This is a genomic window from Spirosoma pomorum (assembly GCF_054776615.1).
In genome coordinates this window covers 245,532-264,357 of sequence record NZ_BAAHBP010000029.1, presented here as the reverse complement: position 1 = coordinate 264,357, position 18,826 = coordinate 245,532, and the positions used below count along the sequence as shown (strand labels likewise).

The 18,826-nt window shown below is 52.0% G+C and carries 16 protein-coding genes; 10 read left to right on the top strand and 6 right to left on the bottom strand.

The features are described 5' to 3' along the window. Positions 1-207 precede the first annotated feature (207 nt). Together ACYVAD_RS18610 and ACYVAD_RS18605 are read left to right on the top strand one after the other, a co-directional pair. The gene (locus ACYVAD_RS18610) at positions 208-1,191 is read left to right on the top strand and encodes a hypothetical protein (protein WP_461141027.1); all 984 of its coding nucleotides are present in this window, start codon (positions 208-210) and stop codon (positions 1,189-1,191) included. A 12-nt stretch (positions 1,192-1,203) separates the two neighbouring features. Beyond that, a complete protein-coding gene (locus ACYVAD_RS18605) occupies positions 1,204-2,781 on the top strand; it encodes a serine hydrolase domain-containing protein (RefSeq protein WP_461141026.1) in 1,578 nt (525 codons plus the stop codon). On the opposite strand, the gene ACYVAD_RS18600 is transcribed toward ACYVAD_RS18605, so the two are convergent. The 5 genes from ACYVAD_RS18600 to ACYVAD_RS18580 all read right to left on the bottom strand — a co-directional run bounded on the left by ACYVAD_RS18600 (position 2,770) and on the right by ACYVAD_RS18580 (position 9,406). After that, the gene (locus ACYVAD_RS18600) at positions 2,770-3,609 is read right to left on the bottom strand and encodes a DUF4249 domain-containing protein (protein ID WP_461141025.1); all 840 of its coding nucleotides are present in this window, start codon (positions 3,607-3,609) and stop codon (positions 2,770-2,772) included. The two genes, ACYVAD_RS18605 and ACYVAD_RS18600, sit on opposite strands and share 12 nt — an antisense overlap. 1 nt (position 3,610) lies before the next feature. Then, a complete protein-coding gene (locus ACYVAD_RS18595; RefSeq protein WP_461141024.1) occupies positions 3,611-6,115 on the bottom strand; it encodes a TonB-dependent receptor in 2,505 nt (834 codons plus the stop codon). Between the two features lie 227 nt (positions 6,116-6,342). Next, positions 6,343-7,896 (bottom strand): S10 family peptidase, encoded by a 1,554-nt coding sequence (locus ACYVAD_RS18590; protein ID WP_461141023.1) that lies wholly within the window; start codon positions 7,894-7,896, stop codon positions 6,343-6,345. Between the two features lie 133 nt (positions 7,897-8,029). Next, entirely contained in the window at positions 8,030-8,854 is an 825-nt protein-coding gene (menB, locus tag ACYVAD_RS18585; protein ID WP_461141022.1) for a 1,4-dihydroxy-2-naphthoyl-CoA synthase, read from the bottom strand. A gap of 96 nt (positions 8,855-8,950) precedes the next feature. After that, positions 8,951-9,406, bottom strand: coding sequence for a DUF2452 domain-containing protein (locus tag ACYVAD_RS18580; protein WP_461141021.1), 456 nt, complete (start codon positions 9,404-9,406; stop codon positions 8,951-8,953). 274 nt (positions 9,407-9,680) lie between these two features. Between ACYVAD_RS18580 and ACYVAD_RS18575 the strand changes: the two genes are divergently transcribed. From ACYVAD_RS18575 to ACYVAD_RS18560, 4 genes are all read left to right on the top strand, one after another. Continuing rightward, on the top strand, positions 9,681-10,139 hold the full coding sequence (locus ACYVAD_RS18575; protein WP_461141020.1) for a QcrA and Rieske domain-containing protein: 459 nt from the start codon (positions 9,681-9,683) through the stop codon (positions 10,137-10,139). A gap of 16 nt (positions 10,140-10,155) precedes the next feature. After that, complete coding sequence (locus tag ACYVAD_RS18570) at positions 10,156-11,226, top strand: AMP-binding protein (RefSeq protein WP_461141019.1); 1,071 nt, start codon at positions 10,156-10,158, stop codon at positions 11,224-11,226. 2 nt (positions 11,227-11,228) lie between these two features. Further along, positions 11,229-12,041 carry a hypothetical protein gene (locus ACYVAD_RS18565; RefSeq protein WP_461141018.1) on the top strand — a complete coding sequence of 271 codons (813 nt, stop codon included), beginning with the start codon at positions 11,229-11,231 and terminating at the stop codon, positions 12,039-12,041. 215 nt (positions 12,042-12,256) lie between these two features. Beyond that, positions 12,257-12,640, top strand: a complete 384-nt coding sequence (locus ACYVAD_RS18560) for a hypothetical protein (RefSeq protein WP_461141017.1) — start codon at positions 12,257-12,259, stop codon at positions 12,638-12,640. 198 nt (positions 12,641-12,838) lie between these two features. Here the strand turns inward: ACYVAD_RS18560 and ACYVAD_RS18555 are convergent, their stop codons facing one another. Further along, positions 12,839-13,747 carry a manganese catalase family protein gene (locus tag ACYVAD_RS18555; RefSeq protein ID WP_461141016.1) on the bottom strand — a complete coding sequence of 303 codons (909 nt, stop codon included), beginning with the start codon at positions 13,745-13,747 and terminating at the stop codon, positions 12,839-12,841. A 377-nt stretch (positions 13,748-14,124) separates the two neighbouring features. Between ACYVAD_RS18555 and ACYVAD_RS18550 the strand changes: the two genes are divergently transcribed. From ACYVAD_RS18550 to ACYVAD_RS18535, 4 genes are all read left to right on the top strand, one after another. After that, complete coding sequence (locus tag ACYVAD_RS18550) at positions 14,125-15,435, top strand: amidohydrolase family protein (protein ID WP_461141015.1); 1,311 nt, start codon at positions 14,125-14,127, stop codon at positions 15,433-15,435. A 218-nt stretch (positions 15,436-15,653) separates the two neighbouring features. Further along, the gene (gene tatC / locus ACYVAD_RS18545; RefSeq protein ID WP_461141014.1) at positions 15,654-16,592 is read left to right on the top strand and encodes a twin-arginine translocase subunit TatC; all 939 of its coding nucleotides are present in this window, start codon (positions 15,654-15,656) and stop codon (positions 16,590-16,592) included. Between the two features lie 679 nt (positions 16,593-17,271). After that, entirely contained in the window at positions 17,272-17,640 is a 369-nt protein-coding gene (locus ACYVAD_RS18540; RefSeq protein WP_461141013.1) for a hypothetical protein, read from the top strand. Positions 17,641-17,815: 175 nt separating this feature from the next. Beyond that, positions 17,816-18,790 (top strand): hypothetical protein, encoded by a 975-nt coding sequence (locus ACYVAD_RS18535; protein ID WP_461141012.1) that lies wholly within the window; start codon positions 17,816-17,818, stop codon positions 18,788-18,790. The last annotated feature ends 36 nt before the right edge of the window (positions 18,791-18,826 follow it).

Genomic DNA, 18,826 nt, shown 5'->3' with positions numbered 1-18,826 from the left:
CTGTACCGTTCTGAACACAACGGTCGTCCTAAGACAGGTCGCATTCGGATGACCAGAACGACCGAGTAGCCCCTTCCTTCCCATTACGTTGCCGTGCGCTTACCAAAAAACGTAGCGGCACATGCCCAAAAACAGGGTCATATGCATTCTGGTGCGGAATATCCATTGCATCTTTGCCCGAACGATAGCAGCTTGTTACGTACCCCTATGATCTCCACCCGTCAACGTATCCTTCGGCCCGTCTTTTTTAGTTTCGGTATTCTTGTCACTTATGTCACCGCTCTTGCCCAGCCAGCTCCCCCGCAGGCGTCCATCAGCAATGGCCTCATCGACGCCACGCTCTATCTGCCCGACGCCGAAGTTGGCTACTACCGGGGTAAACGATTTGACGGGTCAGGCGTCATCCCCAAACTGACGTACCAGGGACACACCTATTTCGGTAAGTGGTTTTCGCAGTATGACCCCACCGGTAACGACGCCATCACGGGGCCTGTCGAAGAATTTACAGCGCTGGGATACGATGACGCGAAAGTCGGTGAGACCTTTATCAAGATCGGCGTCGGCGTCCTGCGTAAACCGGACGAACCTCGCTACAATTTCACGACGCCTTACGAACTGCTCAACGGGGGGCAGCGTAGCGTGAAAAAAGCAGCCGACCGGGTAACCTTCACACATACGTTGACGGACGAAACGGGATACGCGTACGAATATGAGAAAACAGTTCGGCTGGTGCCCGGCAAACCGCAGCTGGTACTTGAACACCGGTTAAAGAACACAGGCAAACGAACCATCGAATCGAACGTGTACGACCACAACTTTCTGATGGTTGATGAACAGCCGTCCGGCCCGGATTTTACCGTTACGTTCCCCTTTACGCTTGTTCCAACGGACTCCTTACCCCAGGCGCTGGACGTGCAGGGCAAACGGATTACGTTCAAGCGCGTGCTAAACCGCGAAAGTGTGTACATGGGACTCAAAGGATTCGGCTCATCGGCTGAGGATTATGACATCCGGGTTGAGAACCAAAAAACGAAAGCGGGGGTCCGAATCCGTAGTAATCGACCGCTGGCGAAGCTGGCTTTCTGGACCAGCCCTACGAATCTTTCCCCCGAGCCGTTCCTTGCCGTGCGGGCCGAACCCGGCAAGGAATTCACCTGGACACTCACGTACAACTTTTACACCCTTCCCTAACCCACCGACTTCATGAACCGCTCGACACTTTGCCTGACCTTGATCCTGGGGGTTTCTGTTTCAGGACCATCCACTTGGGCGCAGCCCAAACCCACCCAGTCTCCGTCGCAACAACAGACATATCAGCCCCCCGCTTTTACGGATGCCGGCCGGCTACAGCGCATTGAAGCGCTTTACCCGGCCGTCGACAAGATTTTTAGCGACTATGCCGAGAAGAATCATTTTCCGGGTCTGACGTACGGCCTGGTCGTTGATGGTAAGCTGGTGCATACGGGTGGGCTGGGTTACACCGACGTAGCGAAGAAAACCCCGGCTACACCGGCTTCCGTTTTTCGTATAGCATCCATGTCCAAGAGCGTAACGGTCATGGCCATTCTGAAGCTGCGCGACGAGGGAAAGCTCCGGCTCGATGAACCCGTCACGACGTACATCCCAGAGATGCGGCAGCAAACGCCCCTCACGGCCGACGCCCCACCCATGACCGTCCGTAACCTGATGGCTCATTCAGCGGGTTTTCCCGAAGACAATCCCTGGGGTGACCGTCAACTCGCCGACCCTGACGCTGATTTTCTGGCGTTCCTGAAGAACGGAGTGTCGCTGTCGAACGTCCCCGAAACCACCTACGAATACAGCAACCTTGCGTTCGCCATTCTGGGACAAATCATCCGGAAAGTGTCGGGGCAAACGTATCAGCAATACATTACCCAGAACATCCTCAAGCCGCTTGGCATGACGCACACCGAATGGGAATACACCCGCGTGCCAGCCAATCAGCTGGCGCACGGCTACCGCTGGCTGGACGGGCAGTGGGTAGAGGAAGAGCTCCTGCACGATGGGAGTTACGGCGCGATGGGTGGTCTGTTGACCTCAATTGACGATTTCAGTAAATACGTTGCCTACCACCAGGCCGCCTGGCCCGCCCGCAACGAACCCGACAAAGGTCCCCTCAAACGCAGCTCAGTTCGGGAAATGCATCTGCCCCGTACGTTCAGTGGCTTCAGCCCTACTTTCAAATTTCCGGGCGGTCGCGCGACACCCATTGTTAGCCACTACGCCTACGGGCTCGGTTGGGTACGGGATGGCGAAGGTCGGGAATACGTGGGCCATAGCGGGGGGCTGCCCGGCTTCGGCAGTCAGTGGCGCTTCATGCCCGACTACGGAATCGGGGTGGTCGCTTACGCCAATCTAACTTACGCCAATATCGGTACGGTCAACTGGGCCGTTCTGGACACACTCGTTCACAGTGCCAGGCTGCAACCGCGCCAACTGCCGGTATCGCCCATTCTGGCGCAGCGGAAAGCCGAGCTGGTCAAGCTTCTCCCCGACTGGACCAACGCCGACCAAAGTGGCATCTTCGCCGAGAACTTCTTTCCGGATCATTCGCTGGCCAATCGACGTAAAGCCACACAAGCCCTGTTCAGCAAGATTGGTACGATAAAACGTATGGGTGATTTAATGCCGGAGAATCAGCTACGGGGTTGGTTTCCCATTGAGGGGGAACGCGGCACGTTACGTGTTTTCTTCACCCTCACGCCCGAACGCCCGGCCTTAATCCAGCAGCTGGACGTAACGGAAATGCTACCGAAGTGACCGAACAATAACGGAACGGTTATAGGCACCAAAACAACCCAGGCCATTCTGAATATTCGACGGGATGGGCGTCGGTTCCGCAAAGGGGTTACCGTCCGTTTGCAATTGCAGAGCTAGTGCCCGGTGGTACTGGTAGTAAGCATCCGTCACGTGCCATAGCTCCATCGTTAGTAAGGTCCCAACCGGGTTATAGATGTAGCCAGTGGCTGATAGCGACTGTCCTTCGGTAACGTCAGAATCGCTGAAAAAACCTTGCTCATTCCCGGCAAAAACTACGGTCTGGCGGGGTTGAGAACCCGCGGCAGAAGCCAGTTGCCCGCGAACTTGATAAACGTTAGCCGATTCCGGCGGGTCTTGCCACCTGATCTGAGTTTGAAGCTGGCTGGAGCCGTTATTGCCGTTCGGTTGCAACTCAGCAACAACCGCCTGTATGGGAACCTCAGTCGGTACTGTCGCGGAAGCGGTTACCCGCAATCCGTCCGTCGATACGACCGTCAGATTATACGTTTTTCCCGCCCGGATGGGTAACGACCGGGCATCAGCTCGATAATAACCCAGTTGACCGTCATACGTCAGTGTTGTCGTCTGCTGCCCATCAGAAAGTGTAACGGTGGCGTCAAATATCTCTACGTTACGGGTTGGGTCCTCATCAAGCAACGGTCGTGAGCGGGAAACCTTCGCGGTTAACAACGAATCCTGCGGTGAAATAAAACAAGCCACCGCGAGCTTTGAGGCTGTCACGACCAGCTCAGCGGGGGCTACTTCTTCGCGAAGGTCCCCGCAGGCGGTAAGCCACACAACAAGGCCGATACTGAGTAGATAGCGCATATCAGAACTTGATCGAATAACTAACGGACGGTAGAAACGAAAACACGGAATAGCGGTACAAGGCCGTTGACGAGGGCAATCCGGGGCCCTGGTCTTTCCCTTCCAGCGAGTAATAGAACGGGTTCCGGCGGTTGTACACGTTGTACGCGCCAATGGCCCAGGTCCGTTCGTAGGTACGTCGCTGCCGCCGAATCTGCCAGCTTATATCCAGCCGGTGGTAGGGTTCGGCGCGTAATCCATTGCGGTCACCATATTCCTTTACGTTAGGGCCGTTCCCGAATGCTACTTCGCTCGGAACCGCCGGGTTCGCTGTTATTGGCTGATTGGCGTAACCCGAAAAGCGGGACAAGGGCAGCGTCAGCGCGTTACCCGACCCATACACCCACGTACTCCCCAGGGTCATCGTCGGCGACAGATCAAACAATAATACCACGGATGCGTCATGCCGCCGGTCGTAACGCGGATAGAACGGACGACCGCCATTCAGCTCCGCAAATTGCCAGCGGGTGCGCGATAGCGTGTACCCCACCCAACCCGACCAGCGGGGCAGCCAGTCGGAAGCGGCTTTCTTTTGTACCAATAGTTCAAGACCCGACGACCAGCCCCGACCCGTCGTTACGTTATCGGCCCAGCTTTGCTCCTCATCGGTGCTGTTACGACTTAAAAAACTGGCTCCTTCCCGGTAGCTCACTAGGTTTAACAGGTCTTTGTGATAAGCCTCGGCGGTTATCGTCAGGCCCGGCCTGGCCAGATCCTGCGCTATCCCGATGGCAACTTGTCGCCCCTGCTGCGGTTTCAACCGGTCAGTTGTCGGAATCCACAAATCGGCTGGCAATCCGATGCCCGTACTCGACAACAGATGAACGAACTGATTCGTAATCGAATACGAACCCTTCAACGACAGGTTGGGACGAAGGATATAGGCGGCCGAGAATCGAGGCTCCAGTCGGAAATACTGAACCGTTTTCCGCTGGTCTGTTCCCTCACCCGCTGGCGTACCTGGCCCAGGGGGTGCTTCTTCGCCAGCGGGGGGCTTTCCGCCACCCACACCCAGCGTTCCTTCGTTAACCAGGGCGTAATGATTCAGGCGAAGCCCGCCATTGAATCGCCATCGGTCGGTTGGTTTCCAGGTATCGTCAAGCCAGGCACTCGATTCCAGCGCATCGATATAATGACGCCCCACGGATGCAGTCCCACCCGATCCCGGCAGGACAACAGCGTCGGGCGTAAAGCGATGGTATATAGCCTGAGCGCCCGTTCGCAGTTCATGATTATTAAAAAATAACTCGCGGCTGTATTGCAGCGTTACGTCCTGAATACCCGATCGGTAGCTCAGCGAAAACACCTGCGCAGAATCCAGGCCACTGCTAACCGACGCGTCGTTATTGATTGCCAGCTTGTACTGACTATAAAAAAGACCCCAGTAGGCGATGTCCTGTTCGGACAGGATCTGCTTCCAGCGGAAAGACAAGGCGGTATTCGCCCAGTTCAAACCGGACGAGAGTGACTGCGCCGTCGGTCGACTAAAGTTCGTAAACCGATCCCGGCTGTAGAAAGCGCTCAAGCTAAGACTATTACGTACATCAAGCTGTAGCTGAGCTTTTCCGTTAATATCGTAGAAGTAGGATTGCAGGGCCGACGCACCATTCCCCGTCAGTCGATTGAACGGACGTGTTACCAGGTCCAGGTACGTCCGGCGTGCGCCAATCACGTACCGAATTTTCCCTTTCGCCAACGGGCCATCCAGCGTCACGCGGGAGGCCAGGATACCAACGCTGGCATCCGTACGTAGACTATCGCTGTTTCCGGTTTTCGTTTCCAGCTCGATGACCGACGACACCCGACCACCATACCGGGCGGGGAAGCCGCCTTTGATAAACTCAACCCGTCCCAGAGCGTCGCTGTTGAACGCCGAGAAAAAACCCAGCAGGTGATTGGGATTATAGATTGTGGCGCCATCCAGTAGAATCAGATTCTGGTCCGGTCCCCCACCCCGCACGTAAATGCCGGCATTCCCTTCGGTGCTTTTCTGCACACCCGGCAGCAGTTGAATGGCTTTGATAACGTCCCGTTCTCCCAGAAAGGCGGGCACTTTGTTAATCTGCTCAACCGACAAAACAATCTGACTCATTTGCGGGCTATCGCTCACCCGTTGCTCCAGTGGAGCCGTCACAACGACCTCTTCTAGTGTATTACCGGCCACCAGCGATATTGTCAGTAACGTATCACGAGTCGGGACGGCAAGAAGCTGGGGGGTATACCCGACCAGCGAAATGGTCAGACTGGCCTCGTCCGACTTATCCGGTATCGCCAGACTGAAAAATCCACGCTCGTTCGTGGTAGTACCCAATCGCTGGGCTGCATCACTCACGCTAACGCCCACTAGCGGCTGCCGGTCACCCGCATCATAGACATATCCACTCACCCGAACGGACTGTGCCAGTGCCGCAGGTAAGACAATCAGGCTTAACCAACTACTCAGTATGTACCGAATTCGATATGTCACGCATCATCCTCTCTTTTGCCTATGTAACAACGCTACAAGTCAATTCATTCGGCAGTTGCCTTTTCACTGACTAAGCCAGCCCCAACGAGAAGCCTCTGTAATCGTATACGGTCTTACCAATCTGTCAGATTCTTTTCAGGCTATTTCTTGATCGTATTACCCCAAAAACACAAACAGGTCTCCCAGGGTATACCCTAGGAGACCTGTCATTTCTTCAGCCCATCTGCTTAATACTTTGCAGGCTGGTTGGGCTTTGGCGTCGATTTCTGGATGAACTTCCGTAGGTTTTCGTTGCTGGAGGCCAGATCTTCTTTTCGCAGGTACATCATGTGGCCACTCCGGTAGCCCTCCCACGACATCCGGTCTTTCAGCTTGCCACCCGCGTCCATCTGCCAGAGATTGTATTTGGCATTGAAGTAATCACAAGCGCCGTCGTAGTAGCCCGACTGCACCAGCACGTGCAGGTATGGATTCTGCAACATAGCCTGCCGAAGTTGCTCACCCGTGCGGTTGTTCGAGCTATCCCAGGGACGCACCGGGCCGAACATGTAGTAATTCAGGTCGGTTTTGTAGTTCAATTCTTCCCGCATAAACATATTGATGGCCGGGGTAAATGAGTGCAGCCAGGAGGTCAATTCGGCATTGTAGTCCGGTCCGTTGCCCGCATCCATGTTGTCGATTCCCCGGTAACGCGAATCAAGTCGACCCACGGTGAGCCCCTTATCTCGTAACAGCTCTTTCCAGAAGAAGTTAGCCGGAATAACCAGGTTCTGCTGCGTAATGGCCGTCTCTGAAAGTCCCGAATACCGCGCTACTTTGGCTGCGATGTCTTTCCGCTTCTGATCGGTCAGCGACCCGGCGCGCGCCAGGGCTGGAATGTATTCGTCCAACGTAAAGGATTCGACCTCGGGCAGGATGTCCGTCAGGTCTTTCTTCTGTAAATCGGCGGGCAGCGCTTTATGGTACCAGGCGGTAGCCGCCATGTAAGGCAGCTTCAGTGCATCCCCGGCCGGGCCTTCCCGCGTCAGCCCCAGATCCGTTGGTGACACCAGGACCACACCGTTCAGGTACATCCAGTGCGTGTTTTGCAGTTCCTGCGCCAGACCCGATACCCGCGCCGTACCGTAGCTCTCGCCAATCAGGTATTTGGGCGATGACCAGCGATTGTACCGACTCACGAACGTATTGATCCAGTCGGCCAAGTATTTAATGTCAGCGTTGACGCCGAAAAAGAGCTTGGCGGCTGGTACGTCTTTGTTAGCAGGCCGGGAAAAGCCAGTGTTGACGGGATCAACGTAAACAATATCAGCTACATCAAGGATTGAATTCGGATTGTCGCGTAGCCCATACGGCTGAAGCGGATACCCCTCGTCATCCACTTTCAGGATACGGGGACCGGTATACCCTAACATCATCCAGACGGAAGCCGTACCGGGGCCGCCGTTAAAGGAAATGACCAGCGGGCGGGCCGTCCGGTTGTTTACGTCTGAACGTTCGAAATACGTATAAAATACGCCCGCAACGGGTTTTCCTTCTTCGTCCCAGACGGGAATCGTACCCGCCGTAGCTCGGTACGGGACTTTTTGGCCTTTGATGGTTACTTCGCCTTTGGTTTCTACTTTATTGTCAACGTCCAGCGTACGACTGGCTGACGTGGGTGCGGAGTTCCTGGCGGGTTCTTTGGTGGGGGTTGTGGCTGGCGTTGCGTTACGCTGGCCCTGCGCATACAGGTTAGCGACGGTGCACCCAACGATACACAACGAGAGGAAGATTTTTTTCATGCTGACTGGATTATGAACCGATTCGATTGTCGGCCTTAAAAATAGCCGATTCAATTAGTACACCGAACTTTTTTTGGCGGTTCCTCCCCTTTTTAGCATAAAAAAAGGCCAGCACTTAGCTGGCCCCGTCGGCTCACGGAAATTTCGGAAACTTGCTAAAATCCGGCTTTCGCTTCTCCAAAAAGGAATCTTTTCCTTCTTTTGCCTCGTCGGAGAGGTAATACAGTAACGTAGCATCGCCCGCCAGTTGCTGAATCCCCGCCTGGCCATCAAGCTCGGCGTTGAAGGATGCTTTGAGCATGCGCAGGGCGATCGGACTTTTTTCCAGCATCTTTTGGCACCAGGCTACGGTTGTTTCTTCCAGTTGGTCCAGTGGGACAACTTTGTTAACCAGTCCCATGTCCAGAGCTTCCTGCGCGTCGTACTGTTCGCAGAGGAACCAGATTTCGCGGGCTTTCTTCTGTCCCACGATCCGCGCCAGGTATGACGCCCCAAACCCCCCGTCGAAACTACCCACCTTTGGTCCGGTCTGGCCAAAGCGAGCGTTGTCAGCAGCAATCGTCAGATCGCAGATTACGTGCAGGACGTGCCCACCACCGATCGCATAGCCCGCTACCATAGCGACCACTGGCTTTGGAATCCGCCGGATCTGCATCTGCAAATCCAGGACGTTCAGGCGGGGAACTTTATCTTCACCCACGTAGCCGCCATGGCCCCGTACGGACTGGTCACCGCCCGAGCAGAAGGCTTCACCACCTTCGCCGGTCAGAATCACTACGCCTACCCGTTCGTCCTGCCGGGCCAGCTCCATCGCTTCCGACATTTCTTTTACGGTCAGGGGTGTAAAGGCATTCCGTTTGTGGGGGCGGTTGATGCTGATTTTAGCGATGCCTTCGTAGTAACTGAAGATAATCTCCTGATACTCTTTAATAATCTCCCAGGGGTAACTAGTGTTCATAATTAGTGAAAGAGTGAATGAAAGAGTGAAAGACTGAAAGAGCGAAAGAGCGTTAATCCGGCAGGCCACTCTTTCGCTCTTTCAGTCTTTCGCTCTTTATGAATAAGATACTTCGTGATAGTACACATCCCACGTATGGTCGGCCATCATGCGGACGGTGGCCAGACAGCGCTCGAAGGGGAATTTGCGTCCCCATTCGTTCGGTGCGATCATGGACAGCAGGTCAGTACCATCTTTTCGCTGGTAAAAGTAATACGTATGACCGACAACCGGCTCAAAACTCATGTTTGCCGAATAAATCCGCTCCGAAATCTCCACCCGGTTTCGAATGGCAGTTGCCTGCTCGGCCAGCAGTTGCATCTGCTTATACAGCTGGCTGAGCTGCATATCGGTCTGCTCCCGCATGGCCGCTACCGCGCGACCCGTAATTTTTCCTTTGTCTTCCGGCCGGATAACAGCGCCCCCTGCCGTGTGGGCATACTCAAGCAAGCCCGGCGCTTCGGCCACTTTATCCGGTGAAATTGGATTGACTATTACTTTTGCTTCTTCCATACCTATTACCAATAACCGCTCCTGTTAATCGTTGTTTCGAGTTTGCCGTTGTTCAAGTCGCTCAACGGCGCGAATTCGGCAAGCTTTTTGAACGGGCAATTCTGTTCGTTCTTCGCTCGACGTCATTTTCCGGATGCATAATCTGGGTTACGAACCGAGGGTTACATACCCCAGAAATCTTCCGGTGACATCCGACTGTTGTACGAACAAAAAATATTATTTTTGTTCGCATGGAAACGTCCGTTATGTTTCCGGCAAAATTATAATAACCACCATGGAAAACACCCTTCCGACAATGGATCGTCATGAGTTTTTTCGCCTTGTCGGCACGGGCATCGGTGCCATTCTGCTGGGCCATACCGCATCCGGTTGCGCCGAAAAAACCAGCGAAGACCCCACCCCGGTCGCCAGTCAGAAAATTGATTTCACGATTCAGCTCAATGAGCAGAACAACGCTAACCTGATGAACAAAGGTGGCTTTGTGGTCGTCAACAACGTCATTGTTGCCCAGACACAGGCAGGCAACTTCCTGGCCGTTTCGGCGCTGTGTACCCATCCTGAAGGCAAATCGCAACTGGTTTACCGGGCGGCCGAAAATCAGTTCTATTGCCCGCTGCACCTTGATCGCTTCGACGCGACAGGTAAGGTCGTGCTCGGCCCCGCCAAGCAGGCCCTGACGCAGTATCAGGTAGCCCCTAATATGTCCAGCGGTACACTGCGCATTTTCCAATAGGTTTTTTTCATTACGCATGACGGTTGACCCAACCCAACCGACCAACTGGCCCGATCCACAAACCGCTTACGAAGCCGACGCTGTCGACTTCTGCCGGGCGTGGCAATCGGGCCAGTCTGTCTTTACGCTCCAGACGTCCGGATCGACGGGAACGCCCAAGTCGATCCAGCTCAGCCGCGCCCAGATGCAGGCCAGCGCTCATCTGACAGGTCAGACGCTGGGCCTGAAAGCGGGCGACGCAGCCCTAGTGTGCCTCAATATTCATTACGTGGCTGGTATCATGATGCTGGTGCGGGGGCTGGAACTAGGGCTACCTATGACTATTCAGGAGCCTTCGGGCAATCCACTAGTCAACATCGATCTGCTGACAGATCGGTTTGATTTTACAGCGCTGGTACCTTTACAGCTCCAGACTATACTGGACACCACGCCGGAGAAGCTGCCAATCCTGAACGACATGAAGGCCATTCTGGTAGGCGGAGCCGCTACGAGCCCTGCGTTAGAAGCGGCTATTCAGCGCATTGCTGCGCCGGTTTATGCCACCTACGGCATGACCGAAACCGTATCGCACATTGCCCTGCGCCGATTGAACGGTAATGAGCGCGACGATACGTTCATGGCCTTACGGGGCGTTACGCTTGGCACCGACGAACGCTCCTGCCTATTCATCGAATCAGCAGCTACGAACTTTGAACGGGTACAGACCAACGACGTTGTAGAGCTATTTCCGGATAATCGTTTTCGATTACTGGGACGGGCCGATACCATTATCAACAGCGGGGGCGTAAAAGTTCAGCCCGAGCCTGTCGAACGAATTGCTCAGCGGGTGCTCGCTCAGTTCGGACGGACAAACCGCCTGTTTGTGGCTGGTCTACCGGATGAACGGCTGGGGCAACGAGTAACTCTGGTTATTGAAGGGGGTGATCCTTCTGCTCAGCCTAACGAAGTTTTATCTGCTGTTCAACAGGCCATCCGAACGGAGATTGGCCCCTATGCCGTTCCCAGGAGCCTTGTCAGCGTTCCACAATTTTCGGAAACGCCCACCGGTAAGATTGACCGGCGTGCGACCATAATCCGAATCCGCTAACTTTGCCCCTGGTTCCAGCCAGTAATCAGCAACTGACCGGACAGTACGTCTTACCGATTACCATGACAGTCAAAGCGCTTCAGATTCGCTACCAAACGGCTCGGTCGCTTCCAGCGCCCTACGCTTACTTTTATACCTTCAGCGCCAAATGGCTCGCCAACAAGGGCCTGCAGATCGACATCGCCATGACCTATCCCGACCGCGAGGATATTGATGACGATGAACTCATTGCGGAGGGCTATACCCGGGATGACGATTTCAAATGGTCAGGACAACTTCCCCAGAACTGGGCGCAGACACTGGCTGAGCTAGCGGCACAGACTCGGTTGATGCCAACTACCGAAGACACCCTGGGGGAAGATGATGACTTCTGGGAGATTAATGTGGAGCCGGTTAACGGTCCCACCCGTCACGGCCGGCCGGCCGAAAAAGGAAAAAGTAGTACCGATGACTGGCAATATCTGATGCAGGAGTTGATCCAGGCGATTTACGAAGCCCAGGGACGTGAGCGCCCCTTCGAGCTGACGTTTCTGGATATTCGTCAACAAGACCGCTTTGATGTAAGCCTTACAGCCTCCTTTGTCGAACGTAACATTCAGGTCTCCACGACGACGAATCAGGGTAAGCGCACAAAAACCCTTCCCTGGTCGGATCTGCAGCGAATTATGGGAACGGTGTATAGCTACGATTACGACCCCGAGGATGCCTTAACCAAAGTTCCCCGACAGGACGGCCAGTGGCTTAACCTCGGAACGGAGGAATGGTATGACGTGCTGCCTATGCGTGAGCTGGGCGACCTGTTCAAAAAGCTTTGATGGGTACGACGGTTTTACCAAGGATAGGCTTAGCCAAGCCGCAAACCGTTGATCAAACTGGCTACTATTATGACGAAAGTCAGGCCATTCTTTACGTTCTATAACCACTTCCGAATATTTACAATTAATTCACTCATTGTCATAACCTTTATGCCTCCACGCAGAGTTACGTTCCTGGTTAGACTAACCTAACCCAGTAATAATATCTCAAGGTTATGAAAAAAGTAATCATGCTAGGAGCCATGCTGATGGGCATCGCGACCTTCAGTGCGCAAGCGCAAACAACAACGGGTTCAACAAACAGTGGAAGTAGCTCGGGAAGTACGATGAATTCTTCGGGCTCGCAGAACGGTTCGTCAACTAACAGCAGCCGGTCTAAGTCGACAATGGGCTCAGGCACCACTAACTCAGGCTCAATGAATGGCACGCAGATGCAGCGGGGTAACTCGGGGCAGTCGGGGTCGATGAACAGCAGTTCTTCTTCCGGCAATGGATCCACCATGAAATCTGATGATAACAAATCGATGCAGAGCGGATCGATGAACCGTAGCAATCAGAAGGGCAAAACGACAAAGATGAATTCGACTACCTCAAAGTAGGCCAGTGGACTGCATAAGAGTTTAAAAGTCGGCTTACTGACGTAGCCGACTTTTTTCTTAGAAAGAATTTTCGCGGCAATTTACGTTAGTGATCAGCACGTATGATGCCAGCACTAAAAGGTGTTAAGAAAACAAAATGGGGAGTACAACACGTGTTGTACTCCCCATTTTGTTTTCTGGCTAAGTTCACTCAGCCGTCTAGTACTCGTATTTAATACCCATTTTTTTGGCCATATCCGCAAACACTTGTGGATCGAAATCGTCGGCGCCGGGGGCGTTAAGTTGGGGCTCTTCCTCCAGGTCAGGAACGGGGTACCCTTCCATTCCACCCTGCACGACGTAACACTCCTGTCCATCGTCCGGGTGTGGTCCGTTCCAGATCAAAGCCGCCTGTTTGTAGTCGTCCGGGCTGAACGTATACAACGATAAGTGCAGTTTCTGCTCCATAAACTTCTTGGCTTCCGGGAATGCGTTATTGCTTAGTTCCGGAATGGGCAGCAGCTTGGTCATTTCAACCCCCGTTAGCTTTTCCAGTGCTTTGGCGTAAGCCACTACGTGCAGCCCACCCCGAACCAGCAGGTAACCTACCATCGTTCGCGCGGTAGGATCAGTGACCATTTCATAGGCCCGCATCTTGTTAGCCCGCGCCCCACATTCCAGAAAGAAATTGTGGAGTAGATCCAGCTTCAGGTTACCACTGTTGAATACGTTCTGTCCCGTCCAGTAATGGCCCATTGAGTCCATCGGAAGCGCCGTCTGGCCACTAGCGATGGCATGGTGCGTATTGCGCCAATTAGTAGCCTCCGCCAGCGGACCAACGGTAGGATCAAATCCCCGTTTGGTCGTACCGGTCAGCAGCAGGTTGATGGCGTATGAAACAACTTCGATATGCCCATACTCCTCCCCGGCAATACTGCTGATTACGTCGTAAAACGGACGGATTTTCTTACGGCCCCGAAAGTTGAACGACTGGTACGTATAATTCATCAGGGTAGACATCTCACCAAACTTTCCCCCCAGTAACTCCTGGATGGCGGCTGCGTCATTGGGCGACGGATTTTTAGGGGTTGGCAGCTCAATTGGCAGCCGGTCGATTTTCAGAATCATCAGACAAGGGGTTATTGGTTAATGCCACTAGTGTTGACTTAGATCAACCAGACCTTCCCGACTAATGTTGATTAACCCTATAAACAATATAGATTTTACGTTCATACTAATGTCAACTAACTCCCTGTAACGATCTCAAAAATAAGCTTTAAGCACTCACAGTTCTTTTCGGTTAGTGAGCTACCGGTCTGACGCTGCTTTCTCGTAAAAAAGACTAGCTTATTAGGTGGAGTTGCTGTTGAATCCGAGTTAATTAATGATCAATTCTGATCGAAAAGAGGCCTCACCAAGCGCTGGTGACGGCTCGATATGCCAGTCTATAAAGTAGTAATGCAATACTAATCCCCTTTACTTATCATGATTTACTAGTTACGCGTATGATCCAAACCGTTCTTCGTGAATTTGCTTTATGCACGTTGATTATTCTGTTCGCCCACCCGCATCTACGAGCGCAACCTGCGGAAAAATACTATTTGATTAAAGCGGGTCAGTTCTACGACGCCGAAAAAAATGTATTTCTTAAGGATCAACAGATTCTCGTCAAAGGTAACCGGATTGTTAAGGTTGGAGCAAAACTTGACGTACCCGCTACCACTCAGGTGCTCAACTTCCCCAACGCTACTGTAACACCAGGCTTAATCGACGCCCACACACACGTACTGACCAGTCAAGGAATCACCGAAGAGCTGGCGGCTGACGCTATAATGCGTTCCTCCGAGCACCGGGTCCTGCGGGCGGTCAAACATCTCAGGAGCTATCTGGATGCCGGTTTTACCACCATTCGTGATGTAGGCAACTCCGGTCAGTACCTTGATATTGAACTACGCCAGGCGATTGAACGACACGATATTGACGGTCCCCGAATGTTTGTTTCTGGTCCCATCATTGGCTCGATGGACGGCCAGTTGACGAGCGGGTTTCCTCTGCGAAAATTCGACCATATCGCCCGCTCGGAGCAAAGCCTGATTAGTGGGGTCGAGGAAGCCAGCAAAGCAGTTAAGGAGCATATTGCCCGGGGCGTGGATCTAATCAAAATATTGGCCATCGGTAACAGCCTTACCTTGAGCCTGGAAGAAATGAAAGCCATTGTCCAAACGGCGCACGCTCATCGGATAAAGGTAACGGCGCATTGCGATCGGGACTGGGCCGCCCATGCGGCTATTCAGGCGGGTGTCGATGGCATCGAGCATGCTTATGGTTTTAAGCAAACCACCCTGGATACGATGGCGCAAAAAGGCATTTACGTTGTCCCCACCTATGGTTCAATAGATGGGATGGTTTATTACCGAAAGTTGGCAAACCAGGATTATAAACTTGACGAACTGCGAAAGGAATTTGCAGCTAGTTGGGGAAAGTGGGTGATGGATATCCGCAAAGCGGGTTTGCTGATGGTAGCTGGCTCGGACGCGTATTACAATCTGGGTGTACCACGGGGCGAGTGGGCCAAACAGACGCTTCGGGGGTATTCCGATGCAGGTCTGTCGCCGGAAGACGTGTTACAGTCAGCGACTATTAACGCGGCTAAGATCTTGGGGCGAACCAATGAGTTGGGCGTTCTCAAAGCCAATGCGCTGGCTGATATTGTCGTGTTCAATGGGGACCTAAAACAGAATTTTAGCCAGACGCTGTTTGATGTGTCCTTTGTGATGAAGGGAGGCCAAATTGAGTTTCAAAAGCCCCAGCCTTAGCGGTTGTCGCCTGGCTGCTAATCAGGATTAGGTCAATGGCAAAGTTGCTTCAGCGATACGTGATACACCGAGGTAGCTTGGAGCCTTGTTTAGTTATGAAAGTGGACTTTTTTGTTGACCTTGGGCAAGGCGAAGGTGAAGCCCTCCAAAAGGGTAATTGATAGCAATAAACACACGACACCTATTTACATTTAAGCAATCACGAAAACGTTGTTACTATGCCACTTGACCAACACTTTGACGAGGAGCCTGTAGAAGCAGGTAAAGAAATGAGCTTTCTGGAACACCTGGAAGAACTTAGGTGGCACATTATTCGCTCGGTTTCTTCTATTGCCGTATTTGCAATAATTGCTTTTACCTACCGAGAATTTGTTTTCCAGAATGTGATTTTGGCTCAAAAATCGCCTGATTTCTGGACGTACCGCATGATGTGTAAAATAGCCGATTTAACTGGGTATGCGGACTTATGCGTTAAAAAGCTGGACTTTGACCTTCAGATATTGGGCATTTCCGATCAGTTCACCCTAGCCATGACGTCCTCCGTCGTGATTGGCCTTTGTTTTGCTTTTCCGTATGCATTCTGGGAACTCTGGCGCTTTATTAAGCCTGGTTTACGTCCTTCAGAGCGGCAGGCGGCTCAGGGAGCGGTCTTCTTTGTATCAGCTCTTTTTTTGCTGGGTCTGCTATTTGGCTATTACATTGTTTCTCCGCTGTCCATCAATTTCTTAGCTAATTTCCAGCTGGCACCTGGTCTAAAAAATCAGTTTGATATCAATTCGTATTTGTCGGTTTTAGTCACGCTTTCCTTGGGCTGTGCGCTTATTTTTCAAATGCCAATCGTGGTTTTTGTCCTGTCGAAGGTTGGTATTTTAACTCCTTCTTTCATGCGTTTGTACAGGCGTCACGCCTGGATTATTATCCTGGTTGTGGCTGGCATAATCACTCCTTCTCCCGAAATTTACAGTCAAGTACTAGTGGCTTTGCCGCTACTGGGCTTATACGAGATCAGTATTTTCGTCTCAGGTTATGTTGAGCGGACAAGGATCAAGAATACAGGCCTTGACCAACTAATTAACTTGTTTTTGTTTTTCTTCCAGTTCGGCCTTCTACGTCTGCTCACTGGTCGTTACCGTTACGCCTTGACTGAGCGTTTGTAGAAGGGCGTTAGCTCTTTTGTAGTAAAAAGCCCGATCGATTTAAAAATCGATCGGGCTTTTTACTGATTGTAATTCAGTCATCCCTTCTTTGACGTTGAGTTAAGGTATCTGCATTAAAAAAGCCAAATGAACCAACTTTTCTTTCTCTACAAACAACAAAACTTAATATGTGTATTCAACCGGAATGTAGTGATCTCACTAGCGTTTATCAGCGAAGAAAAATTGACAACAGGCTAATTAGTTAATTATGAAACACTACCGATTTATAAAAAAACCATCCGTTGGGCTAGCCTTTTTATTTACTAAGGGTCAATCACTTACGCTTCAAACTCGGTAACAATGTTTACAGACAACCGTTAAATCATTATCATTTTGTCGATTTACGTCCCCTTAAAAACCACCAAATAGCAATTATAAGAATAAGTACTCCCAAGACTGGCACAATAAGACTGCCTTTGTATACCAATTCATAGTGGTCAACTGAAGTAGACTGGGTTTGTCTAGCTGTGTTCATCATAGGCGCAATAGCATGTTACTGGATAGCCTAATATAGAGAAATCTCTAAATTTGACTGATAAGATTTAGGTAAAGAGACCTATTCATAAACGTCGGCTTGTAAAGAACAAAACCAGCGTTTTAATCTTACATTCTTTCCACTTACGAGACTCAACATATTGCCATGAAACCAGCAATTAATCGATACTGTACAGCGCTACTACTTGTGGCCATGTTGCTAGTGGTAGGCTGCAACAAAGAACAGGTTCCGTCGGCGGCTTCGACTTGCTATCCAGACGTAAATGCAAACCGGTCTAAGCTAGTTACGGACGTAGCGGTCACCGTCCAAGCATCGGGCGGCCTGGCTATTGGCTATCGGCTTGTGGCCGATAACGGAGTAGGCTGGAGTGCCTGCAATCTACCAGAAGAGTTTAAGCGAGACGGTTTAGCGATTTACGTTAGCGGTTACTGGCTTACCTGGCCCGGACTAGAACACATGAACCTAGTTCCCATTCCTTTCGAGGTTACCAGAGCCAAGTTGAGACAATTGTAAGGGTTCTTTGTTTCACTAACTGTCTTTTTGAAAAGCAGACAGAGCATTGGCGATCCGATTTTCATTTCGTCTATAACCTAGTCGAAACGTATTTCTGTGGTTGGAACGCTTGCTACTATCTAATTCAACTACTAAGCAGCAGGCTCACTCATTATAAACTAAGTTAACTACTACTATGCCTATACAATATGGTATGTGCTTCGATGGCAGCGTCGTGCGGGGATGGGGCGATGACGGGCGATGGCTTCAGTTCTCTAACACCTCGGCCACGGGACACAAAGACCAGATGGAAGAAAATTACCGGCGAGCCCGCCAGATGGGTATAACACTCTTCCGCGACACGGTACTTTGGGACGAATCGCGCCGTTGTCCAGACTATACCTGGATAGACCGCTTGCAACATGTCAGCAATGGTCAGATAGAACTGACCTTGAATCACTACGGACTACCCGAATGGATCACGGAGGCTATGTTTTGGAGCGATCAGGCTGCGGAGGCTATGTACGAACAGGCGTATCAGATTGCTCACCGCTATCGAGGTGCTTTTCGCAGTTACAACATCGGCGTGGAACTGGGGATCTGGACCGATTGGATTGCGGCTCCCAACAACCGCCAATGGCCCTTCGGCGGACGGTCCTGGTGGGAGGTGTATCGGCAAACCAGTGCCATTACCATTGCGATTGCTAAAGGACTAAAGGCTGGAGACCCCGCTTGCCAGACTGCCATGAGTGAACCCTGGGGATGGGGCGATATGCCTTACCCGGATCAGGCCCGACCCTTTGCGACTATCCTGGGTCAACCCGATGCCATTGCTAACCAAAATAATTGTCTAACCTGGCAGCTGGGTCGGGCGGAGCTTCTGGATATCATTGGCTTAAATATCTATTTTGACAACGATATTCCTCACATGCTGCAAACAGCACGAAATCTATTTCCGGGAAAGAAAGTCGTAGTGGCCGAAACCGCCAATGTTTACCGCCCAGACTGTCATCCGCCCGCGCTCTGGTGGGCCAAGTTCGAGTCACTGGACGAGGAGGAGCTGGACGTAAGCTGGAGTCCAGGATTTACCATGCTGACCCATGAGACGGGGGCAGCAATGGCGGGAAACCTACTCAGCGCAGATGGGACCAAACACTGGCAAAAATTGTAGCTACTATCTCGCGGTGACTGATCTATTATATAATGA

Bases quoted from the DNA above. Each gene is read 5' to 3' on its own strand.
- ACYVAD_RS18570 (WP_461141019.1), top strand. From the start codon at position 10,156: ATGACGGTTGACCCAACCCAACCGACCAACTGGCCCGATCCACAAACC.
- ACYVAD_RS18600 (WP_461141025.1), bottom strand. From the start codon at position 3,609: ATGCGCTATCTACTCAGTATCGGCCTTGTTGTGTGGCTTACCGCCTGC.
- ACYVAD_RS18540 (WP_461141013.1), top strand. From the start codon at position 17,272: ATGAAACCAGCAATTAATCGATACTGTACAGCGCTACTACTTGTGGCC.
- ACYVAD_RS18555 (WP_461141016.1), bottom strand. From the start codon at position 13,747: ATGATTCTGAAAATCGACCGGCTGCCAATTGAGCTGCCAACCCCTAAA.
- ACYVAD_RS18605 (WP_461141026.1), top strand. From the start codon at position 1,204: ATGAACCGCTCGACACTTTGCCTGACCTTGATCCTGGGGGTTTCTGTT.
- ACYVAD_RS18550 (WP_461141015.1), top strand. From the start codon at position 14,125: ATGATCCAAACCGTTCTTCGTGAATTTGCTTTATGCACGTTGATTATT.
- ACYVAD_RS18560 (WP_461141017.1), top strand. From the start codon at position 12,257: ATGAAAAAAGTAATCATGCTAGGAGCCATGCTGATGGGCATCGCGACC.
- ACYVAD_RS18590 (WP_461141023.1), bottom strand. From the start codon at position 7,896: ATGAAAAAAATCTTCCTCTCGTTGTGTATCGTTGGGTGCACCGTCGCT.
- tatC (WP_461141014.1), top strand. From the start codon at position 15,654: ATGCCACTTGACCAACACTTTGACGAGGAGCCTGTAGAAGCAGGTAAA.
- ACYVAD_RS18580 (WP_461141021.1), bottom strand. From the start codon at position 9,406: ATGGAAGAAGCAAAAGTAATAGTCAATCCAATTTCACCGGATAAAGTG.
- ACYVAD_RS18535 (WP_461141012.1), top strand. From the start codon at position 17,816: ATGCCTATACAATATGGTATGTGCTTCGATGGCAGCGTCGTGCGGGGA.
- ACYVAD_RS18575 (WP_461141020.1), top strand. From the start codon at position 9,681: ATGGAAAACACCCTTCCGACAATGGATCGTCATGAGTTTTTTCGCCTT.
- ACYVAD_RS18610 (WP_461141027.1), top strand. From the start codon at position 208: ATGATCTCCACCCGTCAACGTATCCTTCGGCCCGTCTTTTTTAGTTTC.
- menB (WP_461141022.1), bottom strand. From the start codon at position 8,854: ATGAACACTAGTTACCCCTGGGAGATTATTAAAGAGTATCAGGAGATT.